Raw genomic sequence first — 13,369 nt, 5'->3', positions numbered from 1 at the left:
AATTACAATCGATTTCGGAAACCGCGCCTACCACGCGGTGCTTCGGATCGGTTACGATTAACACCAAAATAACTATGAAACATATTTACCTTTTGGCGCTTACGCTACTATTTTTTAGGGTGAGCGGTTACGCACAATCTTCCCAGGTGACTGTTGTCCAAGATGACAGCGGGATGAAGCTCCAGGTTAATGGGAAGGATTTCATGGTCAACGGAATGAACTGGGATTATTTTCCGATTGGCACCAATTTCAACTACAGCCTATGGAAACAGCCGGATGACATCATCATGGCTGCCCTAGATGCCGAAATGCCGATGTTGAAAAACATGGGCGTGAATGCAGTCAGGCAATACACCGGCGTACCTGCGAAGTGGATCACTTATATATATGAGAAGTATGGGATATACACCATGCTCAACCACTCCTTCGGGCGATACGGATTGACCCTTGACGGTACTTGGGTTGCAAACACAGAGTACGCGGACCCGCGCGTCAGGAAGTTACTGTTGGCGGAAGTGACACAAATGGTAACCGAGTATCGCAACACTCCGGGTCTCCTACTCTTCCTTCTCGGCAACGAAAACAACTACGGCTTGTTTTGGGAAGGTGCCGAAACAGAGAACATACCTATTGAAGACAGAAAGTCCACGGTCAGGGCAACCGCTATGTACAAGTTGTTCAATGAAGCGACCTTGGCGATGAAAAGCATTGACTCGAGTCGCCCCATCGCAATCTGTAACGGCGATTTGCTTTTTCTCGAAATCATCAAAGAAGAGTGTAAGGATATTGACATATTCGGGACCAATATGTACCGAGGCGTGTCTTTCGGTGACGCATTCGAGCGAGTTCGCAGAGAACTGAACAAACCAATTTTGTTCACCGAATTCGGCGCAGATGCCTTTAATGCTGTCGAAAACAGGGAGGACCAAGAGTCCCAAGCGTTTTTCATGGTTGGCAATTGGAAGGAAATCTATGAGAACGCTGCAGGTCTTGGAAAAGCTGGGAATTCATTGGGAGGCTTTACTTTTCAGTTCAGCGACGGATGGTGGAAAACAGGTCAAACCACTGACCTGGACGTGCACAATACGGAAGCTTCTTGGGCGAATGGAGGTTATTTTCACGACTTTGTACAGGGTGAGAATAACATGAACGAGGAATGGTTTGGAATCTGCGCGAAAGGCCCGACAAGTCCCCGCGGTCTTTACACCCTTTATCCGCGAGCTGCCTACTACGCACTGAAGGAAGCCCACAACTTGAATCCATATTTAGCGGGAATGACTGCGGAAAACGTAGCAACCCATTTTGCATCGATTCAGGTGATCGATGCAGCCATGAGGGCCCGTAGCGATCAAGCTGCTCTGGCAGGCGAGCAATCCAAGCTACTATCGGTCAGTCAATTGCGCGCTGAATTTACGACTTTCAATACAGGAGGTTACCTGACTACTACCCCAGAATCTCCCGATCCGGACAACGTTACTTTCCCAAACCAGCAGGGCTTTGACCACCTTCAATCCTTTTTTGTGGGAGTAGAGGCAAATCCTACCTCCAATGTCCGCGCAAACGTCGTCATGAACGTTCTCGGTAACGTGGCATTGAATCCAATCGATGAAATTTTCTACGAAAACAGGGGGCGACCTCTCAATATCCAGACCCAAGCGGGTACCCAGGTATTGGAGTCACTCAACAGAGTGGCAATCTACCAGGCCGAGTACACTTGGAATCATAAGATATTTGACCTGAAGGGTTTTTATCGAACAGGCCACTACCATTGGGAATATGAAGGGGACTTTTTCGGACTTTATCCTGAGGCAAATTACGGTCCAAACATAGATATCTATAATGCGCTTGCGCCATCGGGCGTAGAGATCACGGGAAAAAAGGCCCTAAAAGGCGTGAAGGTTGCTTTTGGCCGTGAGCTTTGGTGGGGTGCCAACCCAGCCGTCCTGGTCAAGTACCAGCGCAAACTTGGCAAATCTACCGTTACAGGTATTTTCCACGAGGACTTGGATGACCCAGGCCAAGCGATAAGCTCCATCGCCATTCCACAACCTAGAACCCGTCGGGTGACCCTTCAAACAGAAACAAAGCTCTTTGAAAACCTGACACTTCAAGCAGGAGGTATTTGGGGTGGACAACCACTTGTGGGTCGTGAATTCCAAGTCGTCCGCGGTTCGGAAGGAAATTACCAAACATATATCGACCAAATCAATATGGCCGATACATGGGGAGGAAAGGTCAAACTCACCTATGCCGCCGGAAGGATTAACTGGTATGCACAGGCAGCTGCCCAAGGATTGGTAGCTAACGGAGGCGGTGACTATACCACCACATTCACCGGCTGGCAGCTCAAAGACAGCGGAAGCGGCAATAAAAACCTTTTATTGACCGGTTTGACCTATACGATGGGCAAATGGCAGGTAGCACCCAACTTTATGTGGCAAAAACCGCTGGTAGATCCTATATCCAAGGAAATTGGTGGTCCCGCACGCCCAAGAAATATCTTGGACGATCCATTCGTAGTGAGATCCAACAGAGAAACCATTGGTGGTGAACTTCTTTTGTCATTTGATCCTACGCCGGGGACTTTCATGTATGAGTGGGATAATGACCGCGCTGAGGATGCTACGCTCGCGGCTAATTTTGGATTCGTCTATCGCCACTTGCCTACTGTGATGGATGCGGCAATCATTTTCCCTGGAACCGGACGTACACCCGTGGCCGCAGACGGTGCGCCACCAGCTTTGGACCTCTGGGAAGTAAGGAGCCGCATTGTCTCCAAAGTGAATCCGAGGCTCGGCTTCATAGTTAACCTGTATGGTGGAAATGGCCAAGCCAATGGTCCTGACCCGAGAACAGTGGAACGCTTCGGTGGGGATGTCAGAATGATCTACAAGACAATCAAAGTCTCCTCTCATGTCAAATTCAATGATTGGGGACCTTTTGACTTCCACAGGGACTTTAACCTAACGTTCCCGCTGCAGCTAATGGCAGATATCTCCACATCCGTGGGCAAACAAGAATGGTACATCCTACCAAATACAACCATGGGGATGCGCTTCACTTGGCGTTCTTTGGATCAATACTCGCCCCGCTACAATCCAGCACAAACGGTTGATATCAGCGGCAACGTGGTTCCAGACCCCAAAGCCATCGGTTATCCAAACGGCAACGAATGGGAATTCAGAACTTATATACATATCAACGTTGGGAAGTAGATTATGCTAAAAAGGATGAATACAACGATTATGAAAAACTTTAGATATACAATATTTACACTTCTTGTGTTTGCGTTTTTAGGATGCACGAGAGAGGAGGTAGAGGACCTTCCGAGGGCCAGATTTAGCAGAAACCCTGAAATATTCACTGATACCTTCATTGGTTTAGGGAGTGATTTTTACTTTCCTTATGCAGGGGCAAAACCCGATGTTTTCTCCGTGGACAACCGCGTCGCCTACAAAGGAATATCTTCTATACGAATCGATGTTCCAAATGCGGACGATCCGGGGGGAAATTTCGCGGGTGCCATATTCAGAATTGACGGCGCTGGCAGGGACTTGCAAGACTTCAATGCTCTGACATTTTATGCCAAGGCGAGTCAGGCCGCAACGATTGCAGAAATAGGATTTGGGCAGGATTTTCTGGGTGATACATACCGCGCGTACATGACAAACGTGGATTTCACCACCCAATGGAAGAAATTCATTATCCCAATTCCTGATCCCTCCAGACTCTTGGAGGAGCGGGGAGTGTTCCAATTTGCCGCTGGAGGCATCGGACCCGTAGGTCAAGAAGTCGGATATACCTTTTGGATCGATGAGCTGAGGTTTGAAAAACTTGGAAAAGTTGCCCAACCGCTACCCAGGATCTTCAATGGAGAAAACCCAACGACTTCATCATTCAATGGAGTCTCCATCCCCGTCACCGGGACCAACGTTGTCTTCAACGTGGATGGTTTGGATGTATCTGTGAATGCAGCTCCTGCCTATTTCAATTTCCGATCTTCAAACCCAAGCGTAGCTACGGTAAACAATCTCGGGCAGATTTCTGTCCTCAGCGCCGGTACTACGACAGTCACGGGAACTGTCGGAGGAGGCAGTAACCCCATGAATGCCTTGGGATCATTGACGGTGAACTCGGCCGGACAATTCAATTCCGCCCCTACCCCGCCAGCGAGAAATCCCGCCAACGTAGTCTCCATATTCAGCGATGCATACCAAAACGTCCAGGTGGATAATTTCAACGGATTCTTCCAATTCCAGACGACACAGGGAGGCGCAATCAATATCGCAGGCGAAAACATCCTAAGCTACACACAGCTGAATTTTGTGAGTATTAACATGTTCCAATCGCCTGATGTCAACGCTTCCGCCATGACCCATCTGCATTTGGATGTTAATGTAAGGGAAGCGCTCAATCCAGGAGATTTTTTAAGGGTTGTGATCATTAACAACAACGGGCCAAACGAGACATCGGGATCTGTAAACCTGGTTAGTTACAAGCCTTTGGTAAGGGATAATTGGGTCAGTTATGACATTCCGATCAGTGATTTTGCAGGCTTGGGGGTGCCGAATGACGTCGACCTGATATTCTTCGTGTCAGATGGAACCATTTCCAACATCTATGTAGACAATGTCTATTTCTACAGATGATCCAGTACAAAAAATTAAAATTGAGAAAGATGAAGATCAACATACATAAATTATGCTATCCCTTATTGATGCCAATATTGGTGGGGATACTGTTTTTCGGCTGTGACAATGGCGAAGAAACTCCCGGAAGTGTTTACAAGACCTTGGTGTGGTCTGATGAATTTGATGGCACAACGGGAGATGCGCCAAACCCAGACTTCTGGGCTTATGACATCGGCACCGGATCCGGCGGATGGGGTAACAATGAACTCCAGTATTACACCAATCGTCCGCAGAACATCTCTTTGGATGGTCGCGGTAACTTGGTGATTACTGCCATCAAAGAGAATTTCCAGGGAAGCGGCTATACCTCTGCCCGTATCAAGACCAAAGGACTAAAAGAGTTCAGGTATGGTCGGATCGAAGCGCGATTGAAGACCCCATTTAGCCAAGGATTGTGGCCGGCATTTTGGATGCTCGGCGCGGATATCGATCAGGTAGGATGGCCCCAGACAGGAGAAATCGATATCATGGAGCTTCGAGGACAGCAGCCACGTGTGGTACATGGATCGATTCATGGCCCAGGATATTCGGGCGGAAATGCCATAACAGACTCGTTTGAGCTCGTTGATTCCAGATTCGATACAGAATACCATGTTTTTGCCGTCGAATGGGGTCCGGACAACATCGACTTTTTCGTCGACAACAGGCTTTATCAACGGATAACCCCGGAAAGTCTGCCCACAAATGCTGAATGGGTCTTTGACAAGCCATTTTTCATCCTGCTCAACGTCGCCATAGGAGGAAATTTCGTTGGACCACCCTCTGCGAACTCAAGATTTCCGCAAACGATGATAGTCGATTATGTAAGAGTTTACCAGTGATTTTAGTACAAATAAACCAAAATAATATGTTCAATAAATTCAGAATTACTCAGCTTTTGGGGGCCTTATCGCTTGCTGCGGTTGCGGTCTTCTGGGGGTGTAAGGAAGAGGAAACGATTCCCAAACCCACCGCCAGTTTCACCTATTCAATCGATGCTGATACGGGAGGTGTCGTGACCTTTACAAATACTTCAAAAAATGCCGATTCCTACCAATGGGATTTTGGAGACGGTACTTTTTCGACATTGAAAGATCCAGTAAAAACCTACATGGAAGATGGGGATTACACAGTTTCGCTTGTCGCCACCAATTTGGGGGGGTCAACCGAAGCCAAAGAGACTATCTCCATTGAATTGAAAGTGATCATTACCGACGACGAAGCTCCGGTAATCACGCTCTTGGGACCTGCGAGCATAGAGATTGAAATCGGTGAGGATTTCACCGACCCTGGCGCTACCGCAAACGACAACGTAGACGGTGACATCACTGCCAACATTGTAGTGACCGGAACAGTCAATAAAATGAACCCCGGCGAATATGTACTCGCATACAATGTGAGCGATGCGGCCGGAAATGCTGCCACAGAGGTGAAAAGAACTGTAAAAGTAACGTTCGACGACGGCTTGCTGACAAACGGTGATTTCCAAGCGGGTGCTACAGGTTGGATAGGCAATGGTCTAGATGTGAGGGAAGATGGTGGAAACAAGTTCTCATTCTCCAACGTCACCGTCGCTGGGAATCCATTTGACGTAAATGTAAGCCAAGTGCTTCCACTGAGAAATGGAAACAAATACAGGCTCTCATTCAACTCATCTACAGATAAAGCCGCAGGCCGGAAAATAATTGCTGGCATTGGTTTGAACGAAGCACCTTGGACGAATGTGACGCAGGAATTCACGATTACCCAAACTGTCCAAAGATTCACTGCTGAATTTGTAGCCAATTTTGATAACGACAACAGCCGCGTAATATTTGACCTTGGCGCAGATGTAGGCGTGGTGGTCTTGGATAACGTCTCACTCGAACTGCTTGAATCAAACACTTCCAAACTCCCATTCAATTTTGAAGACGGTAAGGAAGTATTCTCGGTGTTCAATGGTGCAGCCTTTGAAGTGGCCACCGATCCGGCGAACGGCTCAAACAAGGCAGGCAAAATCACCAACTCTGGTGCACAATGGGAAGGTGTTGCATTTGCGATGGGAACTGCGGTTAACTTCGCCACGGATAAGGTGATCACGATGAGATTCAACTCATCTAAGGCAAACGTACCGGTATTATTGAAATTCGAAAACGGCACGGCAGACCCGGTAGAGACAGTGGCAACGGCAACCACCACAGGGTGGCAAGACCTGACCTTCAACTTTAGCTCTGCTTCTGCATCCTACAGCACGATGGTCATCTTTGTCGATGGTCCGGGAAATACCGCTGGTGCGTTCTACGTCGACGATATCACTCAAAAGAGCGATGGTGGTAGTGGCGGAACTGGCGGCTGCTCCGGTACACCAGTTGCAGCTACAGCGTTCCCAGTTACTTTCGAAACCTGTGAGTCGTTCATCAGCACTTTCAACAATGATGGAAGCATCACAACACAGCTTGCCGAGAATCCATCCAAGACAGGAATCAACACTTCAAACAATGTGCTTAAAGTTGTCAAGGCTACAGGTACCAATAGATGGGCTGGCTTCCAAAACGCATTTCCTGACAAATTCGATGCTTCCCAGCCTTTAAAATTGAAAGTCTATTCATCAAAGGCCAACGTGGTTATGCGGTTTGAATTGAACAGCGAACCACAACCTCCAGGATCTGGAAATCCTCCTCCACAGTTTAGAACAATTGCCCAAGCCAACACTTGGGTTGAGGTTGAGGTGAAGTTTACGGATATCCCAGGTAGCAACACTGGTTTGAATCAATTGGTAATCAAACCAGACAATCCTGATGGTTCAGATGGCGGATTGACTTCATCGACCGAAACCTACTATTTCGATGACATCAGTTTTGAAGGTGGGGGTCCGGGTGGAACTGGCGACGCATTCTTCTTGGAGGACTTCAACAACGCGACTTCTCTTGAAAAATGGACCAGGCTTGCCAATGCAGCAGATAACACGAAAGCAACCGTAACGCACAGCGCAGATGGTGGTGTAGGTGGTTCAGGGGCGATTTTGCTCACGTTGACTGATCCTGCCGGAGGTGCGTATATCTTCAGGTATACCAACGACAACGTCGATTATAAGGGTAATACAAAGATCATCGTGAAATATGATGCCAAGGTAGTGACCCCGATCGTTGCCTCAGCCTTGCACATGCAAACCCAAACACCGAAGCCAGGCGGCGGAGTCAATACTACCAACACTTTCGATACCCAAGGGTCGTTGAGCAATTCGAATTTTACCACGATATCCCAGGAAGTCGAAGCTATTGACCCAGCCGGTAAGTTGTTCATCATCGACTTCAATTTTGCCACAGGTGGCGGCGGTGCCGGTGCGGTTTTGATCGACAATGTCCGGATTGAGAAACAGTAGGATTATACTAACACTAAGCAATATGTACCAACGAACCGAGCTTGAGGGCTCGGTTCGTTTTAAATTCCCCATTTAACCATTCCAGGAATCATATGCGTCAAGGCAATAGCAAACAGAATCCACCGGATGTTTCCCTTGAAACAGTTAAAATCGGTTCGGAAGAATATTTGAAAATCTCGAATTGCGACAGGATGCGACCATTTTTTATGAGCATCGTGAGTGATTCCAACCATTGGCTGTTCATCGGGAGTAACGGCGGTCTGAGTGCCGGAAGGAAAGATCCAGAAAATGCACTTTTCCCTTATTACACAGATGACAAAATCATAGAATCCAATGAAATGACGGGTTCTAAAACCATCGTTCGGATTGAGAATAACGGCCAATTTCAAATATGGGAACCATTTTCCGTTCACTTCGCCAACCTTTACCGACTCAAGAGAAACCTTTACAAAAACGTTTACGGAGACAAGATACTTTTCGAAGAGATCAACGAGGATTTGAACCTTACTTTCCGATATCAGTGGTCCACGAGTGACAAATTTGGATTTGTGAAGACAAGCTCCTTGACAAATCTCGGTGCTGACGAGGCTCACATTTCCATATTGGACGGTATTCAAAACATCATGCCCTATGGCGTGGGAAGTGCGCTTCAGGGAATCCGAAGCAACTTGGTCGATGCTTACAAAAGAAGCGAGCTGGAAAAGGAAAGCGGCCTCGGAATTTTTGCCTTGAGTGCGATCATCGTGGACAAAGCTGAACCCAGTGAAGCCTTAAAGGCAAGCGTCGCCTGGTCATTGGGGTTGGAAAATGCCAAACGGCTCCTCTCCTCTTCACAACTTGAGGCCTTCAGGAATGGCTTGAATGTAGTCGAGGAAATGGATGTCAAAGCGGAAAAAGGCGCCTATTTTGTCCAATCAGACATAATCCTTCCAGAAGGTGGCAAAAAGGAATGGATGCTCATTGCCGATATCAATCAAAACACTTCACAAATTGTCGCCTTGGCAGAGGCGATCAAAAACGACAAGAACTTAGCATCCGCCGTAAAAGAGGATATCAAATCTGGAACCCGACAGCTCGTCCACCTAAACGCAGCGGCTGACGGCCTTCAATTGACCGCGGATCATATGAAAGATACCCGCCATTTTGCCAACTCCATGTTCAACATCATGCGTGGGGGAATTTTTGACAAGGATTATCAAATCGAGAAAGGCGATTTTCTTACCTATCTCAAAAATGCAAACACACAGGTATTCGGGAAACATATCCAAACCCTGAAAAGTCTTCCAAACGAGTTTTCCAGAACCCAACTCCAGAATCTTACTTCCAAAACCGAGGACAACGACCTGAAAAGGCTATGTCTCGAATATTTGCCACTAAAATTCAGCCGAAGACACGGCGACCCCAGCCGCCCTTGGAACCAATTCTCTATAAATACACGCAATGAGCACGATGGCTCAAAGGTGTTGGACTATGCAGGAAACTGGCGGGATATTTTTCAGAACTGGGAAGCCTTGGCCCTCTCCTACCCAGAGTTCATTGACGGCATGATCTTTAAGTTCCTAAATGCCTCAACATTTGATGGTTATAATCCCTACCGCATCACCAAAAATGGTATTGATTGGGAGAAAATCGAAGCCGACGACCCTTGGTCTTACATTGGCTATTGGGGTGATCATCAGATCATTTACCTCTTGAAATTCCTGGAGTTTTCGGAACGCCACGCGCCCGGAAAACTGGAAAGTTATTTCGATCAGGACATGTTTGTCTATGCAAATGTGCCCTACAAGATCAAACCCTACGAAGACATCCTTCGCAATCCAAAGGATACGATTGATTTTGACCACAAGCTGGACCATGCCATCCAACAACGATGGTCTCAATTGGGGGCTGATGCTGCCTTGCTTCAAAACAAAACCGGGGCCATCCACCATGTAAACTTCCTGGAGAAGATCCTTGCAACCGTTTTGGCGAAAGTGTCAAATTTCATCCCAGAAGGAGGCATTTGGATGAATACGCAACGCCCGGAATGGAATGACGCCAACAATGCCTTGGTCGGCAATGGTGTATCCATGGTGACACTTTTTTATCTCCGGCGATTCCTTACTTTTTTCAACAGCATCCTGGCTAAAAGCCCCGTCTCAGAAGTACATGTTTCTGAGGAAGTGCTGACCTTTTTTCAGCAAATCCATCAAGCACTGATTACATATCAGCATTTGCTTTACGATCCAATCAACGATAAAAACCGCAAAGCAATCCTGGACGCATTGGGAACTGCAGGAAGTCAATTTAGAAATAATATCTACAGTAATACTTTCAGTAATCATCAAAAAATACTGAAAATCAGTGATATAATTGAATTTTCGAATGTATGTTTAAGCTATCTTGAGCATTCGATTCGCGCAAACAAACGACGCGACAGCCTGTACCATTCGTACAACTTGATGACGGTCGAAAACGAAACTAAAGTTTCCATTTCGTACCTCAGCGAAATGCTCGAAGGTCAAGTGGCGGTCCTGAGTTCGGGCTATTTGACATCCTCTGAAGCTCTTGAAACCCTTGAAAGTCTCAAGAAAAGTGATCTTTTTAGAAAAGACCAATACAGCTATTTACTTTATCCCAACAAGGATCTCCCGGGTTTTCTCCAAAAGAATAATATCCCAAAATCGGAAGTGGCAAAGTCAGCTTTGCTGAGCAGCCTTTCGAAAGACAAGGACAAGCGTATCATCGAACAGGACGTCAAAGGGGATTTCCATTTCAACGGCAATTTCAAAAATGCCTCCGATCTCCAAAGCGCATTGGATTCCTTGGAAATTGACGGCCAATCGGTTTCAGAATCAAGTAAGAAAGAAGTACTCCAAATCTTTGAAACGGTATTCAACCACAAGGCTTTCACCGGTCGCTCAGGCACATTCTACGGATACGAGGGGCTTGGCTCGATTTATTGGCACATGGTTTCAAAGCTGCAATTGGCCGTGATGGAATGCTGCCAAAAGGCAATCAAAGAGAAAGCGCCTGAATCAGTCGTAAACGGACTTATAGCCCATTACTATGAGATCAATGAAGGCATAGGAGTTCACAAATCTCCCTCGCTTTATGGCGCCTTCCCGACGGACCCATATTCCCATACACCAGCCAACAAAGGTGCACAACAGCCCGGCATGACGGGACAAGTGAAGGAGGATATAATTTCCCGCTTTGGGGAATTGGGGGTTTCCGTTGTAGAAGGACGGATTTCATTTCAGCCACGCATGCTAAGAAAATCTGAATTCCTCTCAAGCGGACAAACGTTCAGGTACGTTGACCTATCTGGGGCCTCGGTCGAGTTGGTATTGAAGAAGAATTCATTGGCTTTTACCTACTGTCAGGTTCCTGTGGTTTATCATTTGGCATCTGAAAACAGGATTGAGGTGGTTTTAAAAGATGGTTCTAGCTCACAAATCAAAGGACTTAGCTTGGGCGAAGAAATGAGCGCGGGTATTTTCAGTCGAACTGGTAATGTAATTCAACTGGAGGTTCACTTGGAGGAGGCGATGTTGAGGTAGCAATTCCAATTTCTTTGAAAACAAACCCTAGGACTAAACCTATTTTCAAACCCTCAGCATGGATAAGAATATCAAAACGGACCCAATAATCGAGCAAAAGATCGATGCGCTGCTTGCTCAAATGACCCTTGAAGAAAAAATCGGTCAGATGTCACAGGTACGCCATTTTGATGACATAACTTTAGAGGATGTCAAAAACAAATACATCGGTTCTGTAATCCATACCCAAGGCCCGCTTCCAGGCAATGATGCCGCGGAATGGCAAGCCAAATTTGCCGAGTTCCAAAAACAGGCTTTATCCACCCGCCTTGGCATTCCTCTGGTATTCGGCGTGGATGCAGTGCATGGACAAAACACCTATGAAGGTGCCACCATTTTTCCCCACAATATAGGCTTGGGAGCTTCCGGAAACACGGAGCTTGTCGCGAAAGCGGCAGAGATTACAGCCATAGAATCAAAGGCTACCGGTTTCAACTGGGTCTTCTCGCCCTGCGTCGCCATTCCATTCAATGAAAAATGGGGACGGGTGTACGAAGCATTTTCGGAAAGCACCGAAATCACTACGGAAATGGCAAAAGCATCTGTGCTTGGGCATCAGGGTGAGTCCTTTTCGCTGATGGCCACGGCCAAGCATTTTATTGGAGATGGGGCGACGGATTTTGGTGTAGAAGGAGGTAATACCTCACTGACCCATGAGGAAGTAATCCAACGGCTGCTTCCACCCTATCGTGCTGCCATCGACGCGGGCGTAGGCTCGGTGATGGCGTCATTCAACACCCTAAACGGTGTATCCATGCACGCGCACCGCGCCATGATCACAGATTTGTTAAAAGGTGAATTGGGATTTGAAGGCATTGTGGTGTCCGATTGGAAGGCGTATTCACGTTTTGGACAAAACGCTATCATCAATGCGGGTATCGATATGGTGATGGCTGTGGATGGCGATCTGGCCATGTTTCAAGAAGGCGTCCGGAACGGCGTCTTGAATCAGGAAATTCCCCAAGATCGAATAGACGACGCCGTAAGGAGGATTCTGAGGCAGAAGTTTCGCTTGGGATTGTTCGAAAACCCTTATCCAGACCCCAAACTGATCGAGAAAATCGGTATCCAATCCCACCGGGATATTGCCCGGCAGGCGGTTCGCGAATCACTGGTTTTACTTAAAAACGAAACAGGTGTCCTACCCTTGAAAAGGGATGCCAAAATCGCTGTAGTAGGCGAATTCGGCGACAATTCCGGACTACAATCCGGGGGTTGGACCGTCAACTGGCAGGGAACAACAGAAAACTACAAAGGCGCCACGACGATTCTCGAAGGAATCAAAAAATATGCTTCTAATGAAGTCATTTACGATCCAAGCGGAAGCGCTGATACCGCGGACATTGATGTCGCGGTGATCATTGTCGGAGAGGCTCCCTATGCGGAGTTTTTTGGGGATGTTGACGGCCCAATGAATTTATTTCAATTGACACTGACCGAAGCCCATCAAAATTATATCAAAGTCTACGCAGAAAAAGGAATCAAAACCGTGGTAGTACTTATTTCGGGAAGGCCACTAGTAGTGACAGAGCAAATCCAGCAAGCGGATGCATTTGTGGCAGCGTGGTTGCCCGGTTCGGAGGGTGATGGGATTGCGGAGGTTTTGTTTGGGGAATATGATTTCAAAGGTAAGCTTCCCCACTCTTGGCCTAAATCGACAGATGACTATCAGGAGAAATATGGTCCTAACTTCTGGCAGAGTACGCCCGAACCGCTATTTCCAATCGGATATGGACTGAGGTACAACACATGATCAT

At 47.2% G+C, this 13,369-nt stretch carries 6 protein-coding genes; all 6 read left to right on the top strand.

Annotated features, from left to right (window positions below):
- Window positions 1–74: 74 nt before the first annotated feature.
- The 6 genes from L0U89_RS07620 to L0U89_RS07595 all read left to right on the top strand — a co-directional run bounded on the left by L0U89_RS07620 (window position 75) and on the right by L0U89_RS07595 (window position 13,365).
- Entirely contained in the window at window positions 75–3,215 is a 3,141-nt protein-coding gene (locus L0U89_RS07620) for a glycoside hydrolase family 2 TIM barrel-domain containing protein (RefSeq protein WP_234860993.1), read from the top strand.
- Window positions 3,216–3,245: 30 nt separating this feature from the next.
- Window positions 3,246–4,649, top strand: a complete 1,404-nt coding sequence (locus tag L0U89_RS07615) for an Ig-like domain-containing protein (protein ID WP_234860992.1) — start codon at window positions 3,246–3,248, stop codon at window positions 4,647–4,649.
- Window positions 4,650–4,678: 29 nt separating this feature from the next.
- Window positions 4,679–5,512 (top strand): glycoside hydrolase family 16 protein, encoded by an 834-nt coding sequence (locus L0U89_RS07610; protein ID WP_234860991.1) that lies wholly within the window; start codon window positions 4,679–4,681, stop codon window positions 5,510–5,512.
- A gap of 26 nt (window positions 5,513–5,538) precedes the next feature.
- Window positions 5,539–8,031 carry an immunoglobulin-like domain-containing protein gene (locus L0U89_RS07605; RefSeq protein WP_234860990.1) on the top strand — a complete coding sequence of 831 codons (2,493 nt, stop codon included), beginning with the start codon at window positions 5,539–5,541 and terminating at the stop codon, window positions 8,029–8,031.
- A 92-nt stretch (window positions 8,032–8,123) separates the two neighbouring features.
- Window positions 8,124–11,573, top strand: a complete 3,450-nt coding sequence (locus tag L0U89_RS07600; RefSeq protein WP_500796440.1) for a 1,3-beta-D-glucan phosphorylase, GH149 family — start codon at window positions 8,124–8,126, stop codon at window positions 11,571–11,573.
- 58 nt (window positions 11,574–11,631) lie between these two features.
- Entirely contained in the window at window positions 11,632–13,365 is a 1,734-nt protein-coding gene (locus L0U89_RS07595) for a glycoside hydrolase family 3 protein (RefSeq protein ID WP_234860988.1), read from the top strand.
- Window positions 13,366–13,369 lie beyond the last annotated feature (4 nt).

This window comes from Mariniradius sediminis (assembly GCF_021491425.1).
GTDB classification, from domain to species: Bacteria; Bacteroidota; Bacteroidia; order Cytophagales; family Cyclobacteriaceae; genus Mariniradius; species Mariniradius saccharolyticus.
The sequence above is the reverse complement of the archived record's forward strand: the minus strand, read 5'-3'. Positions and strand labels throughout refer to the sequence as shown.

Excerpts from the sequence above, each read along its gene's own strand:
- L0U89_RS07620 (WP_234860993.1), top strand. The coding sequence starts at position 75 with ATGAAACATATTTACCTTTTGGCGCTTACGCTACTATTTTTTAGGGTG.
- L0U89_RS07615 (WP_234860992.1), top strand. The coding sequence starts at position 3,246 with ATGAAAAACTTTAGATATACAATATTTACACTTCTTGTGTTTGCGTTT.
- L0U89_RS07610 (WP_234860991.1), top strand. The coding sequence starts at position 4,679 with ATGAAGATCAACATACATAAATTATGCTATCCCTTATTGATGCCAATA.
- L0U89_RS07605 (WP_234860990.1), top strand. The coding sequence starts at position 5,539 with ATGTTCAATAAATTCAGAATTACTCAGCTTTTGGGGGCCTTATCGCTT.
- L0U89_RS07600 (WP_500796440.1), top strand. The coding sequence starts at position 8,124 with ATGCGTCAAGGCAATAGCAAACAGAATCCACCGGATGTTTCCCTTGAA.
- L0U89_RS07595 (WP_234860988.1), top strand. The coding sequence starts at position 11,632 with ATGGATAAGAATATCAAAACGGACCCAATAATCGAGCAAAAGATCGAT.